Source organism: Psychrobacter sp. (genome assembly GCF_030454045.1).
GTDB lineage: Bacteria > Pseudomonadota > Gammaproteobacteria > Pseudomonadales > Moraxellaceae > Psychrobacter.
In genome coordinates, this window is sequence record NZ_JAKDJE010000027.1 from 16,158 (window position 1) to 35,473 (window position 19,316).

Annotated in this window: 17 protein-coding genes and 1 tRNA gene; 13 read left to right on the forward strand and 5 right to left on the reverse strand. The window is 44.7% G+C overall.

What is annotated here, in order from left to right; translation table 11 throughout:
• Window positions 1-55: 55 nt before the first annotated feature.
• The 4 genes from L0G63_RS06880 (at window position 56) to scpB (ending at window position 3,272) form a co-directional block, all read left to right on the forward strand.
• Window positions 56-1,126 carry a tryptophan--tRNA ligase gene (locus tag L0G63_RS06880; protein WP_301449973.1) on the forward strand — a complete coding sequence of 357 codons (1,071 nt, stop codon included), beginning with the start codon at window positions 56-58 and terminating at the stop codon, window positions 1,124-1,126.
• Window positions 1,127-1,146: 20 nt separating this feature from the next.
• Window positions 1,147-1,749 (forward strand): O-methyltransferase, encoded by a 603-nt coding sequence (locus L0G63_RS06885; protein WP_301449974.1) that lies wholly within the window; start codon window positions 1,147-1,149, stop codon window positions 1,747-1,749.
• Between the two features lie 5 nt (window positions 1,750-1,754).
• Window positions 1,755-2,594: a ScpA family protein gene (locus L0G63_RS06890; protein ID WP_301449975.1), complete on the forward strand. Its 840-nt coding sequence runs from the start codon at window positions 1,755-1,757 to the stop codon at window positions 2,592-2,594.
• A 66-nt stretch (window positions 2,595-2,660) separates the two neighbouring features.
• Entirely contained in the window at window positions 2,661-3,272 is a 612-nt protein-coding gene (scpB, locus tag L0G63_RS06895) for an SMC-Scp complex subunit ScpB (protein WP_301449976.1), read from the forward strand.
• Between the two features lie 164 nt (window positions 3,273-3,436).
• On the opposite strand, the gene lolA is transcribed toward scpB, so the two are convergent.
• From lolA to rplU, 3 genes are all read right to left on the reverse strand, one after another.
• Window positions 3,437-4,120 carry an outer membrane lipoprotein chaperone LolA gene (lolA, locus tag L0G63_RS06900; protein WP_301449986.1) on the reverse strand — a complete coding sequence of 228 codons (684 nt, stop codon included), beginning with the start codon at window positions 4,118-4,120 and terminating at the stop codon, window positions 3,437-3,439.
• 456 nt (window positions 4,121-4,576) lie between these two features.
• Complete coding sequence (rpmA, locus tag L0G63_RS06905; protein WP_301449977.1) at window positions 4,577-4,834, reverse strand: 50S ribosomal protein L27; 258 nt, start codon at window positions 4,832-4,834, stop codon at window positions 4,577-4,579.
• A gap of 91 nt (window positions 4,835-4,925) precedes the next feature.
• Window positions 4,926-5,237: a 50S ribosomal protein L21 gene (gene rplU, locus L0G63_RS06910; RefSeq protein ID WP_058025937.1), complete on the reverse strand. Its 312-nt coding sequence runs from the start codon at window positions 5,235-5,237 to the stop codon at window positions 4,926-4,928.
• Between the two features lie 568 nt (window positions 5,238-5,805).
• Here rplU and L0G63_RS06915 point away from each other — a divergent pair.
• The 5 genes from L0G63_RS06915 to hemB all read left to right on the forward strand — a co-directional run bounded on the left by L0G63_RS06915 (window position 5,806) and on the right by hemB (window position 15,421).
• Window positions 5,806-6,831 (forward strand): polyprenyl synthetase family protein, encoded by a 1,026-nt coding sequence (locus L0G63_RS06915; protein ID WP_301449978.1) that lies wholly within the window; start codon window positions 5,806-5,808, stop codon window positions 6,829-6,831.
• Between the two features lie 817 nt (window positions 6,832-7,648).
• A complete protein-coding gene (locus tag L0G63_RS06920; RefSeq protein ID WP_301449979.1) occupies window positions 7,649-9,055 on the forward strand; it encodes an efflux RND transporter periplasmic adaptor subunit in 1,407 nt (468 codons plus the stop codon).
• Between the two features lie 35 nt (window positions 9,056-9,090).
• Window positions 9,091-12,366 (forward strand): efflux RND transporter permease subunit, encoded by a 3,276-nt coding sequence (locus L0G63_RS06925; protein ID WP_301449980.1) that lies wholly within the window; start codon window positions 9,091-9,093, stop codon window positions 12,364-12,366.
• Entirely contained in the window at window positions 12,363-14,162 is a 1,800-nt protein-coding gene (locus L0G63_RS06930) for an efflux transporter outer membrane subunit (RefSeq protein WP_301449981.1), read from the forward strand. Before L0G63_RS06925 ends, L0G63_RS06930 begins: the two co-directional genes overlap by 4 nt.
• A 251-nt stretch (window positions 14,163-14,413) precedes the next feature.
• On the forward strand, window positions 14,414-15,421 hold the full coding sequence (hemB, locus tag L0G63_RS06935) for a porphobilinogen synthase (protein ID WP_301449982.1): 1,008 nt from the start codon (window positions 14,414-14,416) through the stop codon (window positions 15,419-15,421).
• Window positions 15,422-15,544: 123 nt separating this feature from the next.
• On the opposite strand, the gene L0G63_RS06940 is transcribed toward hemB, so the two are convergent.
• Window positions 15,545-16,522, reverse strand: a complete 978-nt coding sequence (locus L0G63_RS06940; protein WP_301449983.1) for a glutathione S-transferase family protein — start codon at window positions 16,520-16,522, stop codon at window positions 15,545-15,547.
• Window positions 16,523-16,835: 313 nt separating this feature from the next.
• Here L0G63_RS06940 and L0G63_RS06945 point away from each other — a divergent pair.
• Window positions 16,836-16,912 (forward strand) — tRNA-Val (locus tag L0G63_RS06945).
• 229 nt (window positions 16,913-17,141) lie between these two features.
• On the opposite strand, the gene L0G63_RS06950 is transcribed toward L0G63_RS06945, so the two are convergent.
• Window positions 17,142-17,369 (reverse strand): helix-turn-helix transcriptional regulator, encoded by a 228-nt coding sequence (locus L0G63_RS06950; protein WP_025645165.1) that lies wholly within the window; start codon window positions 17,367-17,369, stop codon window positions 17,142-17,144.
• 117 nt (window positions 17,370-17,486) lie between these two features.
• On the opposite strand from L0G63_RS06950, the gene L0G63_RS06955 reads away from it, so the two are divergent.
• The 3 genes from L0G63_RS06955 to L0G63_RS06965 are packed head-to-tail and all read left to right on the forward strand — an operon-like array spanning window position 17,487 to window position 19,196.
• Window positions 17,487-17,702, forward strand: a complete 216-nt coding sequence (locus tag L0G63_RS06955) for a hypothetical protein (protein ID WP_025645163.1) — start codon at window positions 17,487-17,489, stop codon at window positions 17,700-17,702.
• Window positions 17,703-17,713: 11 nt separating this feature from the next.
• Entirely contained in the window at window positions 17,714-18,919 is a 1,206-nt protein-coding gene (locus tag L0G63_RS06960) for a site-specific integrase (protein WP_301449984.1), read from the forward strand.
• Entirely contained in the window at window positions 18,906-19,196 is a 291-nt protein-coding gene (locus tag L0G63_RS06965; RefSeq protein ID WP_071002000.1) for a hypothetical protein, read from the forward strand. The genes L0G63_RS06960 and L0G63_RS06965 overlap by 14 nt, the downstream gene beginning before the upstream one ends.
• The last annotated feature ends 120 nt before the right edge of the window (window positions 19,197-19,316 follow it).

Sequence of the window (19,316 nt, forward strand, 5' to 3'; positions counted from 1 at the left end):
TTGCACTTTTAGTCACGCATTATAATAATTTGACAAACAAAACAACGGATTTTTCATGAGCGACAATCACAGTTCTGGACAAGTAGCCTCACATAGACGCATTTTGACAGGGATCAAACCTACAGGTATTCCGCACCTTGGTAACTATGTTGGCGCGATTCGTCCGGCCATCCAGTCTATTCAAAACAGCGATAGCGACGCTTTTTTCTTCTTAGCGGATTATCACAGCATTATTGGTTGCCATGACCCAGCGATCATCCACGAGTCAACCAAAGCCATTGCTGCTACTTGGATTGCCTGTGGTCTCGATCCTGAGCGTGTGACCTTTTATCGTCAGTCAGATGTGCCTGAGATTTTGGAGTTATCATGGATTTTGAGCTCCTCATGTGCCAAAGGACTTATGAACCGCGCTCATGCCTACAAAGCAGCGGTCGATGCTAATATGGAAAAAGAAGACGTTGATCCTGACCAAGGGATTAACATGGGGTTGTTTGGCTACCCTGTGTTGATGGCTGCTGATATTTTGATGTTTAATGCCACGCATGTACCTGTTGGCCGTGACCAAATTCAGCACATTGAAATGGCGCGTGATATAGCAGGTACATTTAATCATCGTTACAAGCCATTGTTCACTGAGCCTGAGGCCCTGGTCGACGATAATACGCCGCTACTCACAGGTCTCGATGGTCGCAAAATGAGCAAAAGCTATAACAACGTGATTCCGTTGTTTGGCGAGTTTAATAGCCAAGCCAATCCTGAAAAAATGATGCGTAAGGCCATCATGCGTATTGTGACCAACTCACAATTGCCAGAAGAGCCAAAAGATCCTGACGCGTCAGCAATTTTTGAGATTTATAAAGCGTTTGCTACGCCTGAAGAAATTGCTAATTTGCGTGCGCAGTATGAATCAGGTATTGGCTGGGGAGACGCCAAAGAGCAGTTGTTCCAACAAATCAATAACGAGATCGCCCCTTTCCGCGCACGCTATCAAGAATTGATGGCAAATCCAAAAGAGCTGGAAGAAATCTTGCAAATGGGCGCAGATAAAGCCCGTCGTCATAGCCGTAAGCAGCTGGATAAAGCCCGCCGTGCCATTGGTATTCGTCCACTAGCAAAGCTTAAATAAATGACTTCTGATCGTTTATAATGCCGACATTTAATCCAAGCCATTTTTTATCTTACTGTCAGTCTTTATACGAGGCTGACAGTACGTATGACTCTGAACAATCCAATCGGCTGGCTCGTCATCGCCATGTCGAACCAGATGCGGCGCAGTTTTTGGCCAATATTGCCACGATCAGACAGCCCAAAAAGGTACTAGAGATTGGTACCTCGACGGGCTTTTCGACATTGTGGCTGGCGTATGGTCTGCGGCATCAGGCTGAATGTGACTTTATATCGTTAGACATCGACAAAAGCCGCAGTGAAGCTGCTCACCAGCATCTGCAAAATACGGGGCTGTCTGCGTCTGTTCGACTCATCGTGCAAGATGCCTTGATTTTTTTAAATAGCAATGAAGACGTCTTTGACTTGGTTTTTTTGGATGCAGAGCGGCCATACTATCTTGATTATATCGAAGGTCTGCATAACGCATTGGACGTCGGTAGTGTACTAATCGTCGATAATGTCATCTCTCATCGCGATGAGGTGAGCAAGTTCTTGGCAGCCTTTATCAACAACCCTCGTTATCTTTGTCACACGCTAGATATTGGTGCTGGACTATTTATGGCAGTGCGCCAGGAACATTAAGACTTATGGATACATCCAACACGACTGCTCTACGCATCTATCAGACGCCAGTACAGCATCTACCAGACGATCTTTATGTTCCGCCGCAAGCGTTTGCGATTTGGCTAGAGCAGTTTGCTGGACCACTGGATTTTTTATTATATTTGGTCAAAAAGAACAATGTTGATTTGACCCAAATGCCTATCTTACCCATCACTGAACAATATCTGGCTTATATTAGCGAATTGGATACTGAGCATTTTGAATTGGCAGGTGATTATCTGCTGATGGCGTCCACGCTGATTGCAATCAAAACTGAATTGCTCCTCCCAGTCCCCGACACGCCTACCGATGAGCGCGATCCAAAAGCAGAGCTGATTGAACGCCTCGAAGAATACGCACAAATCAAAGCCGCCAGTCAGCGCTTAGACAATCTGATACGTTTAGAGCGTGATGTGTTCTTAGCCATGGTAAGTATGCCCAGTCAAGAGATTATGAATGCTGAGCTGCCCAACTACTCGCCCAATTTGCTGATCGATAGTCTGTTTAAAATGCAGCTGCAAACAGACTATCAGATGCATACTATCAAAACTGATATCGTGCCGCTTTCTGATCGTATCGCTAGTATTAGCCGGCAGCTCAGCACTGAAGGAGCGCGCTCCTTTTATGAGCTATTAGACAAAGCACAAGGTAAAATAGGCGTCGTCGTGAGCTTTGTGGCCGTGCTTGAACTGATTAAGCGACAACTTATCGGTGTGGTACATACACACTATAGTGATGGCTCAAATACGCTGACTGACGGTGATGTCGACTCATCCGATACGGATCACCAATCACAAAAACTCACCTTACAGTGGTTGGCCTAACCAGCATCAGGTTAGCCGCCAAACCTACTATTGATCCCATAATATTAAAACAAGAGCACATTTTAGATGGTAGATATTGACGACTCAAAGCAGCCTAGTAAAGCCGAAACTACAGGCACCGCTACAGCTGCCTCTATTGGGGCAATTCAGGCGTCTCTTGAAGAGGTGAGCAAGCACATTGAAGTTCTCTTACATGCTTCAGAAGCGCCGCTGACAGCACAGGCGTTCAGAAAACATTTGTCATTGTCTAGCAAAGCATTAAAGCAAGCCTTAGAGGTGCTAGAGCGACGGCTAGAGACTGGTGTGCTGAACCTACATGAGACAGCCAGCGGCTACCGATTGCAAATTTCCGATGATTATAGCGGATTGATTCAGCAGACTTTCCCGCAGCGTCAAGAGCGTTTGAGCCAAGCGTTGCTTGAGACGTTAAGCGTTATTGCGTATAAGCAACCTGTGACACGGAGTGATATCGAGCAGATACGCGGTGTCACGCTATCGAGCAATATATTACGCCAGCTATTTGATAAGGGGTGGATCATTGAAAAAGGCTTTAAGGAGACCTTAGGTCGCCCAGCGTTCCTTCACACCACCGCACAATTTTTGGATGCGTTTGGGCTGAGTCATTTAGATGAGCTACCACCAATGCCAGATATGGACTCCATACGAGCTATGTCTTAATTTTTCTGCTGACCCAACTATCATTACGCTCATAAAAAAGGACAGATCATATAAGATCTGTCCTTTTTATTTGGCTATTACTCTTAGGGGTTGTCACTCTTAGAGGCTTTCAACCTTAGATAAATAGCAAAGCATCATAATCTGCTTCATCAATTAGCTCGTTCTTATTGATTGATAACATCAACACCTTTTGGTGGATTGAATTTGAACTGACTGCTACCGATGCTTGGATTCATTTTAATACCACTAAACTTAATAGAAGTCGTTTGACCTAGCGTATCATTCAATACCATCATCACAGGTTTGCCGCCACTAAAGCTCATGGATAGGCTCTTAAAGCTGGCATTGTCAGATTTTGGGTACAACACATAGTAGTTCTTATTGCTGTACGGCTGAGTGATTTTGAAGTTTTGATCAATCTTACTTGGATCACCTGACAACAATAGCGCTGGCGTATTACCGACTTGACTGTCGACGTTCTGCTTAGTCGCTTGCTCCAAATCTTTATCATAGATCCACATAGAGTTGCCATTGGCAACGATCAATTGCTCTGAGGGCGATTTGGTTTCCCAGCGGAAGTTATTGGGACGCTGTACACTCATAGAGCCTTTAAAAGTACCACTACTAGCGCCTTTGGTAGTTTGACTAAAGTTGGCAGTCATACTCTTGGTGTTGGTCAATAACTTGTTCAAGCGCTTAGCGGCTGTCATGTTGTCAGCAGGCGCTGCAGTAGCAGACTGAGTCAAAGCGATCATCGGCGCTGCGACGCCGAGTGACGTCATCAAAACACCGGCTAAAGCACCCGTCATCATTTTTTGTCTGGTCGATTTTTTGGTAGATAAAGTCATCATTAATCCTCTCTAAAAAAGCACAATTGCTTTAAAAATGGTTACTTAAAATAAAACAGTTTCTTGAAATTTTTATTTTCTAAAAATGCTTATGTTTGCCAGTATCGAACTGGTATCAATCAGCAATGGCAACAGTGTGCCAGTTTTTTTATTACGCGCCTAGTCATGATTTGCAATCATTACTACGCCTGCCATACACGCTTGTAACCAATGCAGTTACACGGTAAAAATATAATTTGGAGCTCATAAATGATGAATACGATATCAATAAAAAACCTATGAGCTAAGTGCTGCACAAAACTTGTGTTATATAGATATGTCAACACTTTGCCTATAAAACATAGGTGTTCAATAGCTATATTCTCTAAACGCAAAAAGCCCCTATTACCATCAGGCAATAGGGGCTTTTGATTATCCGATCCTCTCATTTAACAATGAGAAAATTTAGGCGGATAATTATGCGTTTTCAACCGTTACATAACGACGATTAAATTTACCTTTGGTCTCAAACTTTACCACACCATCATTTAGTGCAAATAAAGTATGGTCACGACCCATGCCAACGCCTTCGCCTGCGTGGAACTCTGTACCACGTTGACGTACGATGATGTTACCAGCTGAGATAGCTTGGCCACCAAAGATTTTTACGCCTAGCATTTTTGGGTTTGAATCACGACCGTTACGGCTCGAACCGGCAGCTTTTTTATGTGCCATGAGAAAATCTCCTTGTTAATGTGACTTATCGCTTGTGCGACAACTCTTAAGCATTTAGTGCGCTATTTAGCAAACATTGCTAAACGGGTAATTAGGCATTAATGGCTTTGATTTTTAACAAGGTGTACCATTGGCGGTGACCTTGCTCTTTGTGATAATGCTTACGACGGTTGTGCTTGATGATACGGATTTTTTCGCCGCGACCATGCTCAACAACTTCTACTTCTACGCTAGCGCCATCAACGACAGGCTGACCGATTTTGACGTCATCGCCGTCAACAACCATCAACACGTCTTCAAATTTGATTGTTTCGCCTTTTTCTGCTTTTAGCAATTCAACTTTAAGCAATTCATCGACGACTACACGGTGCTGCTTACCACCAGTTTTAATTACTGCGTACATTGTATGACTCCGTTTAACCCGTGTGCCGTGGCTGATGTTATACCAACGCTTTTACGACGAACACGACAGGGAAAAATTAAAGGCAAGATTTTACGGCCTTTTGCTGATAAAAGCAAGCCGCGCCTCTTGTTTTTATAAGGTGGTTACACTAAATCACCATCATCTGCACTGTTATATAAAGCACAAACAATCAAATCGTCGTAAACGACGATACTGACAAACCCTTTATAATAACGACTATAAATGATGGTTTGAGCCTAACGGGGGCTATTATAACTTATACAATCAGTTACTTACAGTCTTTTATGCATCATTTTTCTGACAATAAAAGCATACCCTGAGCTCATAACTTCATCACCGAACAAGCAGATATTTTCATCACTTTATCCGTTTTTTTGTACAAGATAAACTGGATATAAAACACCTTAAATCCATTCTCCTTATGAACTTTAACCAACAATTTTCAGAGGTAGCTATGTTATGATAAGCAAAACGATACCTTATCTATGAATAGCTGAAGTCAAGGTTATAAAAACTCTCTTTATTCTTATCAATATGACTATTTATTATGACTATTACCTCTTTAAGTAACACCGCCTCCACTTCTCAATCAACGCTCAGCTACGCTGATATTCAAAGTATCGTGGCCAATGATTTTGAGGTGATGGACCAGCAAGTATTTGGTAGTCTCAACTCAAAAGTACAGCTGGTCATGAGCGTCTCTCAGCATGTGATCAATGCTGGTGGTAAGCGTATGCGCCCACTGATTACGCTGCTTTGTGCGCGTATGTTTGACGACAATCCATCAGAAAAAGCGATGCACCTAGCCGCCATTACTGAGATGCTACATACCGCAACCTTAGTGCATGACGATGTGATCGATGAATCAGGACAGCGCCGCGGTAAACCGACGGCAAACGCCACATGGGACAATGCCACTGCCGTATTGGTCGGTGACTATCTCATAGCGCGCGCATTTAATCTCTTGGTTGGTTTTCAAAGCTTGCCATTGTTGCAAGTCTTCTCTGATGGTACCTGTGATATCGCTGAAGGCGAAGTTTTGCAGTTGCAGCATCAACACAACCCTGCCGCAACAGAAGACGACTACTTGCGCATCATCGATGGCAAAACGTCACGCCTATTTATGATGGCAACTCAAGGCGCTGCTATTTTGCAAGACAAAACAGAATATATGGCCGCATTAGGCGACTTTGGGCAGCACTTTGGTAATGCATTTCAAATTATCGATGATGTCCTTGATTATAGTGGCGATAGTGAGATAATGGGCAAAAACCTAGGCGATGACTTGGCTGAAGGCAAGCCTACTCTGCCAACTATCAAAGCACTTGAGCTTTTAAAAGACCAAAACCATGAGGGCTATGAGCAATTAAGAGTCGCTGTGCAAACGGGCAAAACCCCCAATGCCGCGCAGCTCATCGAACTGGTCCGCCAATCAGGCGCATTAGATTACTGTAAACAGCGTGCACTAGAGGAAACGAGATTGGGACAGCAAGCACTGGGCACACTGCCTGACAACCGTTATCGTCAAGGTCTGTACCAGCTGACTGAGCTTGCTAGCGCACGATTGGTATAATTAAATATGAGTCGTCTGTGTTATCGACTAATTAAAACAACCAGCTGATTAAGACGACTCATTTTTTAGCAGCGTTTTTGAGCAACCGAGCCATAAATATTCATTGATCAAAAGCAACAGTCTCTAAAAAGACACCCTCTTAAAACGGGTGTGTCAGCCAAATAGTTACCTTTCTTTAAGTTTCATAAATCCTGACGGCACTATAATTGTGTCAGGATTTTTTAATGGTTAAATACTGATTGACCACGCTTATTAGAGGCTACTGACTGGTCTAAGTCGCTATATTTTAAAGGTCATAATTAGGGGTTGATAAATTTGTCAATTTGTTGACAAAGCAGATTTTTGGCGGTTTTAAGACCTCAATAACACTATGGCTTTACGATTATAACAAAAAATTACAATAGATTTGCATAGCGGGTTGTATGTCTTCTTATTAGCTGCTAGTTGGTGTAGCGGTTACTGTGGCGGGATTTTATTTACTCAGCGAGCACAGTGCGGTCAGTTTTTGTCAGCTTTCCTATCGTGAATCACTTGACTGTGGGGTTACCCCAATAGTTTATAATAACTCTTTAAATTTACTAACCTACTTTGTGGTCTGCCTAAACTTCTAATATCACATTTACCAAATCGCGTCTCAATCAAACTCGCTACTGGCTGCCTTACTAGCGATTTTTATTAAATACATTGACCCAAAGGTTGAGTATGTCGTACTGGCATGAATGTGCAGAATGAGTAGACCCTCGATATTTCGTACATCAAAATTTATTGTTCAATTTTTTATACTGTCGTTATTTTATATCTATTGCCGAGGACATTGATGAAGCACTCTACTCTTGCGCTTTTAATAGCATCTGTACTATCTGGAGCTGTATTGGTCGGCTGTGACAAAAACGATGAGGCCGCTGGTGAGCAAGCTGCACAGCAGCAAATGCCGCCTGCGGTGGTCAACGTTCAGACTGTCACTCTAGACACCATACCTCAAGTACAGACTTTTTCTGGACGTACAGCAGCTTATCAGACTGCTGACGTTCGCCCACAGGTAAATGGCGTCATTGACGAAGTGTTATTTCGTGAAGGCAGCAATGTCAAAAAAGGCCAGCCGCTGTATCGCATCAATACTGACAACTACGCCTCATCGGTAAGCAGTGGTCAAGCAGCTATGCAGCAATCACAAGCCAACTATCAGACAGCTTTGGCAAACAATGCAAATGCAAAGGCTGAGCTTGCCAGCCGACAAGCGTCATTGGCTCAAGCACAAAATGATTTGCAGCGTCTACAAGGCTTGGTCAGTATCAACGCCATCTCACAGCAGCAATATGAGCAAGCACAGACGGCGGTACGTACCGCACAGGCCGCGGTACAAAGCGCTGCTGCTGCTGTTGGTCAGACACAAGCCGGTATTGAAAGTGCCAAAGCAGGCATTCAAACCGCAAAAGCTGGCCTAGAGGCAAGTACGTTGGATCTCAATCGTACGATTGTACGCGCCCCTCTGACAGGTCGCACTGACCGCTCAAGCGTAACGGCTGGTACGCTGGTCAGCGCAGGTCAAGCAGATCCTTTGGTGACTATTTCGCGCTTGGACCCTATCTATGTTGATATCAGTCAGTCATCATCTGAGCTTCTAAAACTGCGTCAACAAATTGCAGATGGCTCAGCTCAGCCGGGCATTAACTCAGTTGAGCTGGTACTAGAAGACGGTTCCGTCTATCCCGTACGCGGCAAGCTGGCTCTATCTGAAGCCAAAGTTGATGAATCGACAGGCGCCGTTACCTTGCGTGCGATTTTCCCAAACAGCAATAATATCTTGCTACCTGGCATGTACGTAACAGCCCGCTTGACTCAAAGTGTCATCACCAACGCAACCTTAGTGCCGCAAAGCGCTGTCACGCGTACACCTAAGAGCGAGACACAAGTTTATATCGTTGATGAAAACAACAAGATCCAAGTACGCCCCGTTACTATCAATGGTACTTATGATGGTCAATGGGTAGTGACTGATGGCCTGCAAGCTGGTGACAAAGTAGTAGTGATAGGCGGCGCCAAAGTCAAACCTGAACAAGAAGTGGTCGCAAAACCACTGGAAGCCGCAAACCCTGCCCCATCTGCAGATGCACAAAAAACCCCCACTGCCAAGACACCGCAGCAAGCGGCAAAAACGATGGATAAAAAGCCAGCCAGCAATACTGCTTCTAGTGAGCAATCAACAGAAGCCGCTGCTAACTAATTCCATTCAGAGACCAGAAGACTTAGGGATATACTATGTCACGTTTTTTTATTAATCGCCCTATTTTTGCTTGGGTGCTGGCTGTTTTGGTCATGCTCATTGGGGTGTTATCGGTTCTTAATCTACCGATTGAACAGTATCCACGTATCGCACCACCGACCATTTCGGTCAGTGCAAGCTATCCTGGTGCCAACGCCCAAACCGTCGAAGACTCCGTTGTCCAGATCATTGAGCAACGTATGAAGGGCCTTGATGGTCTGATGTATATGTCATCGTCGAGCTCCTCAAACGGTAGCGGCTCTGTGACGCTCACTTTCGAAAACGGCACAGACCCTGATACGGCACAGGTACAAGTACAAAACAAACTACAAGCGGCCATGAGTTCGCTACCTGAGTCGGTGCAGCGTCAAGGCGTCAACGTCAACAAATCCTCCAGTAGCTTTTTGATGGTACAGGGTTTTATCTCCGAAGACGGTAGTATGGATCGTGCGGATATCGCCGACTATATCAACTCAAACGTCGTCGATCAGCTAAGCCGTGTCGAAGGGGTAGGTGAAGTACAGGTGTTCGGTTCGGCGTATGCTATGCGTATATGGCTGGACCCTGCGCGCTTGCGTAGCTACAACATGGTGCCCTCTGATGTGGTCAATGCGGTACGCTCACAAAACGCGCAAGTCTCAGCCGGTCAATTAGGGCAAGCACCTGCTGACACCGATCGACAAGTCATTAACGCCACCGTCACCGTACAGAGCTATCTACAAACTCCTGAAGAGTTTAAAGATATCTTGCTAAAAACAGACACCTCAGGCGCGCAAGTACGCCTCGGCGATGTCGCTGATGTCGAAATCGGTAGTGAAAACTATAGCATCATCTCCTTGTATAACGGTCAAGAAGCGGCAGGTCTAGGTATCTCATTGGCTGCAGGCGCAAACGCGCTAGAGACCCGTGAGGCGGTCGGCGCACGTATGGCCGAGCTTGAGAAAAACTTCCCAGCAGGCCTTATCTCTGTTGTGCCTTATGACACCACGCCATTCGTACGTTTGTCTATCGAGCAAGTGGTTCATACACTGATCGAAGCGATCGTGCTGGTATTTATCGTCATGTTTATTTTCTTGCAGAACTGGCGCGCCACTATCATTCCAACCCTTGCTGTCCCTGTCGTACTCTTAGGTACGTTTGCGGTGTTGTATGTGGCAGGGTTTAGTATCAACGTATTGACGATGTTTGCAATGGTACTCTCCATCGGTCTACTGGTTGATGATGCGATCGTTGTTGTCGAAAACGTAGAGCGAATATTAGAAGAAAACCCTGATATTTCGGTCAAAGATGCAACCGTTCAGTCGATGGGCGAGATCAGTAAGATCGTTATTGGTATTGCGCTGATTTTGTCTGCCGTATTTGTACCGATGGCCTTCTTTGGCGGCTCGACAGGTGTTATTTATCGTCAGTTCTCTATCACCTTGATCACGAGCATGGCGCTGTCAGCCATGGTGGCATTGGTGTTCACCCCTGCCCTATGTGTGACCTTGCTAAAACGTGGTAAGAGCCATGAAAAAGGCAGTACTGAACAACAAAAAGGCTTCTTTGGCTGGTTCAACCGCGGCTTCTTTAAACTCAGCCGCTCTTATGAAAACTTCGTCGGCAAAAGTATTCGTTTTAAGTGGTTGTACCTGATCGGTTATGCCGCCATTATCGGTATTATGGCAGTGGTGTTCTTGCGTATTCCAGGTTCGTTTTTGCCAGAAGAAGACCAAGGTATTATGTTTACCTTAGTCCAGCTTCCTGCTGGCGCCACGCTAGATGAAACACAAGACGTGCTCGATAAAGTCAGTAATTATTACGACACACAAGAAGGCGACAATATCGCCTCTGTCTTTACCGTTGCTGGTTTTAGTTTTGCAGGTCAAGGCCAAAACATGGGTCTGGCATTCGTTCGACTGTCAGATTGGGAAGAGCGCTCAGGCGATGAAAACACCGCGCAAGCCGTTGCTGGTCGTGCCATGGGTTATTTCGTCACACAGCTCAATGAAGCTCAAGTATTTGCCATCGTGCCGCCAGCCATTACTGAGCTTGGTAATGCCAGTGGTTTTGATTTGATGCTACAAGACAGTGGCAACCTTGGACACGAAGGGTTACTTGAAGCCCGTAATATGCTCTTAGGCATGGCAGCACAGAACGATAAAGTATCTGGCGTGCGTCCTAACGGACAAGAAGACTCACCGCAGCTCAAGGTCAATATCAACCAAGAGCAAGCGGCCGCTTATGGTCTATCATTAAGCAACATCAATAGCGTCATATCCACCGCATGGGGCTCAAGCTACGTCAACGACTTTATCGATCGTGGCCGTATCAAACGTGTCTATGTACAAGGTGAAGCCAGCAGCCGTACCAATCCTGATGACATCGGTAAGTGGTATGTACGTAATGATACGGGCGACATGATTTCATTTGATGCATTTTCTAGCAGTGAATGGCAATCAGGGTCACCGCGTCTGACGCGTTATAACAGCTTACCTTCGATGAATATTCAGGGTAGCGCCGCTCCAGGCTTGAGTACTGGTGAAGCGATGAGCTCAATGGAAGCGATGATTGACAAGTTGCCTGAAGGCATCAGCTATGAGTGGACGGGCATGTCATTAGAAGAGCAAAAGTCAGGCGCCCAAGCGCCGATGCTTTATGCGCTTTCAATCCTCGTCGTATTCTTGTGCTTGGCGGCACTATATGAGAGCTGGTCTATCCCCTTCTCTGTCCTATTGGTTATTCCACTTGGGGTATTGGGTGCGGTGATATTTACGTGGTTACGCGGTTTTGCTAACGACATCTACTTGCAAGTGGGTCTACTCACCGTCGTTGGTTTGTCCGCCAAAAACGCCATCTTGATTATTGAATTTGCCAAAGAACACCAAGAAGAAGGCTATAGTCTCAGAGAGGCCGTCATGACCGCAGCACGTCAACGTCTGCGTCCAATTATCATGACCTCACTTGCCTTTGGGCTCGGTGTTGTGCCATTATTCTTGGCGAACGGTCCAGGCTCAGGCAGTCAGAATGCTATTGGTACCAGTGTGGTCGGTGGTGTCTTAACCGCTACCTTCCTCGGCATCTTCTTTATTCCTATGTTTTATATTTGGGTGCGCAGCATGTTTCCTTATAAGGGCAATGAAGCTCACAATGGTAAAGGGGATGATGATAACCATCCAGGTGGTAACGGCGGCGGTGATAATCCGGTCCCATCTGCCCCTACAGAAGATAAGCAATCATTAACTCCTCCTGCGAGTTATCAGCCTGTAAGCCTTGGAGATAATACACAATGAGTTCTTTATTCTTAACCTCTAACTCAGCCGTAAGAGCGATAAGCTCTAAAGCTTTACTAGCTACTGGTAAATCATCGCGCCTACTTAGCCTGAGCTTTTTGGCTCTGAGTATGGCAGCCTGTAATACTATCCCTAAAGCAGATACAAGCCCCGTTCTCGCTGAGCCTAACCTGCCGATCGAGCAAGCTTATGGCGCTTTTGGTGATGAGACTGTCAGCACCTCTGAGCAGCCAAGTATCGCAGGACAGCGCTGGCAGGACTTTTATAGCGATGAGCGCCTAAAAGGTCTGATTGCGTTAGGACTGGAAAATAACAAAGACTTTGAAAGTGCGCGCCTTGCAATTGAGAAAGCGCGCGCGCAATATCAAATCACTGACATCAATGATTTGCCTGCGATTAATGGTGAAGCGGGTTATTCTCGTAGACGAACCTCAGGACCTCAAGGTACAAGCACTGGTGACAATTATAACGTCAACCTAGGCTTGGCCAACTATGAGCTGGATTTTTGGGGTAAAATTGCCAGCTTAAAAGATCAAGCGCTGCAAAGCTTCTTGGCAACCACTGCTGCCAAAGATGCAACCCAAATCAGCCTGATTAGTAACATCGCCCAAAGCTATGCCAACCTAAGCTATAGCTTGGCGCAGCTAAAACTGGCAGAAGCCACTGCTGAGAGCCGTGAGCGCTCGCTGTTTATTGCCGACAAACGCTTTGAGGCTGGGGTCGATCCCAAACTGCCCTCATTACAAGCCAGCGCGTCTTTAGAAAATGCCAGACTGGCGGTACTACGCGCCCAGAGTAGTATTTTGACCTCGCGTAATGCCTTGCAGTATCTGATTGGCGCCCCGATTCCAAATGAGCTGATTCCAGCGCCTGCCGTCAGCAATATCACAAGCCAGCAGATCTTTAATACCGGCTTGCCAAGTGAGCTGTTGCGTTATCGCCCTGACGTCCTACAAGCAGAGTACAGCCTCAAAGCGGCTGGTGCCAATATCGAAGTGGCACGCGCCGCTTACTATCCTTCAATCAGCCTTGCCAGCAGTGTGGGTGTGAGTAGTAGCAGCTTGAGCGATTTGTTCAAAAACAGCGCCGTTAGTTGGTCGTTTGGCCCTAACATCAGCGTGCCTATTTTTGACGCTGGTCGCCTCGATGCCGATTATGAGGTCGCACAAATCGAGCGTAAACAAACACTGGCCAGTTATGAAGGCGCTATTCAGACCGCTTTCCGTGAGGTGTCAGATGTACTAGCGACACGTGCTACCTTGGGTGAGCAGCTACAATCGCAATACCGCTTGCAAGATAACTTTGAACAGACATATCAGATTGCCGATGCCCGTTTCAAAGCTGGTCTCGACAACTATCTAGATGTCCTCGATGCTCAGCGCTCCCTGTTCTCTACTCAACAAGGCATATTGGATCTAGAGCTACAAAAAATCATTAGTCAAATTGAGCTGTATCAAGTCCTTGGTGGCGGTGCCAACCTCGATGTACCAGCAGTGATTCCTGTACCGCAGCACACAAACTTGGCTCAAGTGGTTACTGGATCTGCCAAGAGTGCAAAAGCCAAAGCAACAAATGCTATTCAAGCAGCTGGCTCAGCACCTGTTGTATCTCCACAAGAGGCTTTAGCAATCAAGCAATCTCAAACGACAAAAACCACCACTTTTGAACCCACCGCCATCGTCGATGTGAATGATGATGGTAGAAAAGATGCAGCTGTCGGTGTGGTGACGGAAGAGACTCGCTTCAATGATGCGAGCGTTGAACACGTGCCTGTGACACAGATTGTCGAGCCTTAAATGATGGGCTCATAATCTCGTGACGTAATCGTATCTTTATGTTGATAGTCGATAAGTATCATCAGCCCTACCGACTTAACTTGGTAGGGCTTTTTGCTTTATTTTGAGCCTGTTAGTTATAGTAAAATCGTTTTATAAGTCGCTTTTTTGAGAAGCCAGTGCCATAAAGCATGACGCTATAAAAAATGACTTATAAAATAATTTTCACTCGAGCAACACCATAACTACTAAAATGATAGTAAGGACTGATTATGAGCTACACCTTTAACCGCCAATACCCTGCTACTCGCTTGCGCCGCTTGCGTTATAACGACAATGTGCGCGCTATGATTCGTGAAGTAGAGCTACATCCCAAGCACTTTATTGCGCCTGTCTTTGTATTAGAAGGCGACAATCAGCGCGAAACGATTGCTAGTATGCCGGGCGTTGAACGCTTATCGATTGATTTACTCATTCATTATGCTAAAGAGCTTTTGGCAGAGGGTGTGACGACTATCGATATCTTCCCTGTCATTGACAATGAGATGAAAACCACTGACGGCAAAGCGGCTTATGACGAAAACGGTCTGGCAGCACGTGCCGTAGCAGCACTAAAAGACGCAGTGCCTGAAATGGTAGTGATGACCGATGTGGCATTGGACCCTTATACCTCACACGGTCAAGACGGTCTGCTCGATGACAGCGGCTACGTCATCAATGATGCAACCATCGAGGTATTGGTTAAGCAGGCACTCGTACACGCTCGCGCTGGTGCCGATATCATCTCTCCGAGTGATATGATGGATGGGCGTATCAAAGCCATGCGTGATGCCTTTGAGGCAGAAGGGTTTTTTAATACGGCTATCATGGCCTACTCCGCCAAATACGCTTCTGCTTACTACGGTCCATTCCGTGATGCTGTCGGTAGTGCGGGCAATTTAAAAGGTGGGCACAAAAAACAATATCAGATGGACTTTGGTAATCGTGCTGAGGCACTGCATGAAGTCGCTATGGACATCAATGAAGGCGCTGACATGGTCATGATCAAACCAGGCCAGCCTTACTTAGACCTTATCCGTGAAGTCAAAGATACCTTTGGGGTGCCAACCTTTGCTTATCAGGTCTCTGGTGAATATGCCATGCACATGGCAGCTATTCAAAACGGCTGGTTGAGTGATGCTGTGATTTTAGAATCTTTGATCGGGTTCCGCCGTGCTGGTGCTGATGGTATCTTGACTTACTTTGCATTAGAGGCAGCCCGTCAGCTAAACAATGGTTAATATCAATTAAAATGCCTTTTACATTGTAAAACACCCCAGCTGCTTCATAGTCGCTGGGGTGTTTTTTATTGAAATTCTATTTATGCTTAGCTTTTTTTGTTCACATGTATAAAGCAAACATGTCTATAGCTGATCACGATGATGTGCTGTCATAAAATCAATAGCAGGGCCAATAGGGATGATACGAGTGGGGTTGATATTGGCGTGGCTGGTGTAATAGTGCTGCTTGATGTGCTCCATATTTACTGTCTCAGCGATACCTGGAACTTGGTATAGATCACGCAGATAGCCCCACAGGTTTGGATAGTCGATAATGCGGCGTAGGTTGCATTTAAAATGCCCAACATAGACCGCGTCAAAACGAACTAAGGTGGTAAACAGTCGCCAATCAGCTTCGGTAATAGTGCTCCCTGTCAGATAGCGCTGGTCTGCAAGGCGCGCCTCAAGGATATCTAATGCAGCAAACAGCTCAATCACCGCCTCTTCGTAGGCTTCCTGAGTGGTTGAAAATCCAGCCTTGTACACCCCATTATTAATCGTCGTATAGACAAACGCATTGATATCATCAATCTCTGGGAGTAACCCTGCTGGCGAGAAATCGCCTGCCAGAGCGCCAACGTCGTCAAAAGCTGAATTGAACATCCGAATGATCTCTGATGATTCATTACTCACAATCGTATTGGTCTTTTTGTCCCATAAAATCGGAACAGTAACCCGTCCCGTATAGTTGGGTTTTGCTTTAATATAAAGCTCATAAGCATAATCTGCATGGATAAGCGGATCAGGGATTACGCCCTCGCCCTCTGCAAACGTCCAACCATTCTCTCCCATGTAAGGGTTGACCACAGAGATCGGAATGATCTGCTCCAAACCTTTGAGCTTACGATAAATTAAAGTACGGTGTGCCCAAGGACACGCCAGTGAGACATATAGATGATAGCGATCAGGCTCAGCCTTAAACCCGCCTACACCTGTAGGACCTGCACTACCATCTGCGGTGATCCAATTCCTAAACCCGGCATCTTCGCGCTTGAAGCGCCCGCCGTTTTCTTCTGTGTCGTACCATTTGTCTTGCCATTTTCCATCGACCAATAAGCCCATGTCATTCTCCGACTAATTCTAATTTTCGTTGAATACCTAGTTGACACAAATGACTTTACATCATTGCTCTTATGACAACCACATTCGTTAGAGGAATATGATATCAGTTATAAGAGCTTACCCATTAAGTTTTACTCTGTTATTAACAATAAAAACTAAACTGGTTAAAATAAATATTTAGAAAATATACATAAAAAACATACTGTAGTGTTTGATAATAACGCGTGACGTCAAATACTATGATAATAAAATAAGATAATTATAAAAAAGGCTTGCAAAGTCTGAAAAACTTGCTAAAATGCTCAACCTAAATAGGCGTATAGCTCAGTTGGTTAGAGCGCTACCTTGACATGGTAGAGGTCGTTGGTTCGAATCCGATTACGCCTACCAGATTCGAAAAGCCCCAATCTTAAGATTGGGGCTTTTTTTTGTCCGTAAAATATGGGCTGTAGCGGAAAAACCATTATTAAATCACACTATAATCATAACTATTCAATCAGCTCGAAATATCTCAAAAAAGCGACGGTGACCAAATGGTGACCAAACCGTGACTAGCCTACAAAAACCATTAAAATTAAAAGCTTCTTTTTGACCTCTACTCTAAAACTATTATTGACTTCTATTTTTCAATAACTTCTACTTTCTTTTCTTCTACATATTCAAAAATATCTCCTACCCCTACTTCAAGATAGGCACAAAGTTTATCTATAGTATCGAAATCAATTCTTGACGACTGATCATTGTATATCTTGTGCAAAGTTGTTTTGCTCACTCCTGTCGCTCGTACGGCATCCGCTACTTTTAACCTTCTTTCAGCTAACAAAGTTGGGAGATGGTTAACTATCATCTTAAAAACTCCAATTTTAATTATAAAAAATACTTGCATAGTTATAATTTTATGGTAAATTACAACTATGGTATTTAAAAGTACCATTATGGTTAAACTTTATATAAGGAATATATTATGTCACATACCTACCTAACTACCCAAGAGCTTTCTGAGCTCATTAAGTATAACCCTCGTACTATTCGCAATGAGCTCAAAGATACTGTGCTTATCGAAGGTATTCATTACATCCGGCCGTTTGGTGGACGCAAAATTTTATATGTTTGGGAAGAGATCGAAAAAGATATGCGTACTGGTGTCACCGGTAGCATCAACGCTATGGCTCTACAATAAGGAGAAATATTATGGCTAGTATTAGAAGTAGATATAACAAGTTGGTGGTCGACTTTCGCTATATGAACAAACGCTGTAGAGAAACGACAAACCTCATTGACACGCCAGCGAATCGTAAGAAGCTTGAAAAAGTGATTGAGAAGATGGAAGCAGAGATTACCTTGGGCATATTTAGTTATGCTAAGTATTTCCCCAAAAGCGATAAATGCGATGAGATGATGGCGTTAAGTGATCGCAAGGACTGTCTTCAAAGTGACGTCCTTTCATTTAAGGAATTTGCGCTGCTATGGTTTTCTGAAAAAGAAATTGAATGGCGTGATACTTACAAGCGCAAAATAAAGGAGATTATTGATATGTACTTGATTGCTAAGTTTGGGACTAAGCCCATTCATCTCATAAAAAAGACAGATGTATTAGCCTTCCGTTCATCGCTCGCCAAAGTAACGTACGGAAAAGCTAACAAACATCTGTCAGCGGCACGCATCAATTCGATCATGGTACCTTTAGGTATGATACTAAAAGAAGCAGCGAAACGCTATCAGTTTGATAATCCTTACTACGATATCAATGCGCTCAAACAGCCCAAAACAGATATTCAACCATTCACACTGAACGAGGTTTGGACGTTTATTAATGGTGTGAGAGCAGACTATCGCAATTATTATCTGGTACGTTTTTTTACAGGTATGCGTACGAGTGAGATTGATGGGTTGACGTGGGAGAACATTGACTTTGATCGACGTGAGATTGTGATCAAGCAAGCTTATGTCAAAGGTAAGATTGTTCCTCCTAAGACTCAAGAGTCTTACCGTGCGATTCAAATGTCACCTTGGGTCTACGATGCTCTAAAGGAACAGCAGGCCATCACTTATAAGCGATCTGACTATGTGTTTTGCGCGCATACGGGTGAGCCTTTAGATTACAACAATGTGAATAAGCGTGTTTGGCATCCAACGCTTAAGATTTTAGGCCTTAAGAAGCGCAATGCTTATCAGACGCGTCATACTGCGGCCACACTTTGGTTAGCAGCTGGCGAAAGTCCTGAGTGGATTGCCAGTCAAATGGGGCACGCTACGACCAAGATGCTATTCAACACCTATAGTCGTTATGTACCGAATATGACTCGGCAGGATGGTAGTGCATTTGAAGCATTGGTCAATCGCAGTCAAATTGCTCAGGTATCTACCGATAAGGGGCCTCACAATGAAGATGATTGATTACGATATATTGCATGCGACGTTTAAACCTAGTGGCTATGTCAGTAATGGCGCAGATAATATTGCTAACTACCTCATTTGTGAGCTCTGTATTCAGTCAGGTACTGGTTTGGCTAGGTTCCTAAGTATTGATAGTTGCTTTGATAATTATATGGCGCTGCGCATATGGGTTCAGACGCGCTTAGATGTCAATCCTGACTATGTCGTTGATGATATGTGTAGTCAGCTACAGAGTGAGCTCTACGAGCTACTACCACAAACTGGCTATGGATACTAAGGAGGGTATTATGAGCATGAACTTCGTCTTTGATTCAGCTTTTGATGATACAAAAAAGCGTTTGTGGGGAGTTTCCCAAACTCTGTGTAACTGCTTATAATCCACTAACAGGAGAATAAG

Bases quoted from the DNA above. Each gene is read 5' to 3' on its own strand.
- L0G63_RS06880 (WP_301449973.1), top strand. From the start codon at position 56: ATGAGCGACAATCACAGTTCTGGACAAGTAGCCTCACATAGACGCATT.
- L0G63_RS06885 (WP_301449974.1), top strand. From the start codon at position 1,147: ATGCCGACATTTAATCCAAGCCATTTTTTATCTTACTGTCAGTCTTTA.
- L0G63_RS06890 (WP_301449975.1), top strand. From the start codon at position 1,755: ATGGATACATCCAACACGACTGCTCTACGCATCTATCAGACGCCAGTA.
- scpB (WP_301449976.1), top strand. From the start codon at position 2,661: ATGGTAGATATTGACGACTCAAAGCAGCCTAGTAAAGCCGAAACTACA.
- lolA (WP_301449986.1), bottom strand. From the start codon at position 4,120: ATGACTTTATCTACCAAAAAATCGACCAGACAAAAAATGATGACGGGT.
- rpmA (WP_301449977.1), bottom strand. From the start codon at position 4,834: ATGGCACATAAAAAAGCTGCCGGTTCGAGCCGTAACGGTCGTGATTCA.
- rplU (WP_058025937.1), bottom strand. From the start codon at position 5,237: ATGTACGCAGTAATTAAAACTGGTGGTAAGCAGCACCGTGTAGTCGTC.
- L0G63_RS06915 (WP_301449978.1), top strand. From the start codon at position 5,806: ATGACTATTACCTCTTTAAGTAACACCGCCTCCACTTCTCAATCAACG.
- L0G63_RS06920 (WP_301449979.1), top strand. From the start codon at position 7,649: ATGAAGCACTCTACTCTTGCGCTTTTAATAGCATCTGTACTATCTGGA.
- L0G63_RS06925 (WP_301449980.1), top strand. From the start codon at position 9,091: ATGTCACGTTTTTTTATTAATCGCCCTATTTTTGCTTGGGTGCTGGCT.
- L0G63_RS06930 (WP_301449981.1), top strand. From the start codon at position 12,363: ATGAGTTCTTTATTCTTAACCTCTAACTCAGCCGTAAGAGCGATAAGC.
- hemB (WP_301449982.1), top strand. From the start codon at position 14,414: ATGAGCTACACCTTTAACCGCCAATACCCTGCTACTCGCTTGCGCCGC.
- L0G63_RS06940 (WP_301449983.1), bottom strand. From the start codon at position 16,522: ATGGGCTTATTGGTCGATGGAAAATGGCAAGACAAATGGTACGACACA.
- L0G63_RS06950 (WP_025645165.1), bottom strand. From the start codon at position 17,369: ATGATAGTTAACCATCTCCCAACTTTGTTAGCTGAAAGAAGGTTAAAA.
- L0G63_RS06955 (WP_025645163.1), top strand. From the start codon at position 17,487: ATGTCACATACCTACCTAACTACCCAAGAGCTTTCTGAGCTCATTAAG.
- L0G63_RS06960 (WP_301449984.1), top strand. From the start codon at position 17,714: ATGGCTAGTATTAGAAGTAGATATAACAAGTTGGTGGTCGACTTTCGC.
- L0G63_RS06965 (WP_071002000.1), top strand. From the start codon at position 18,906: ATGAAGATGATTGATTACGATATATTGCATGCGACGTTTAAACCTAGT.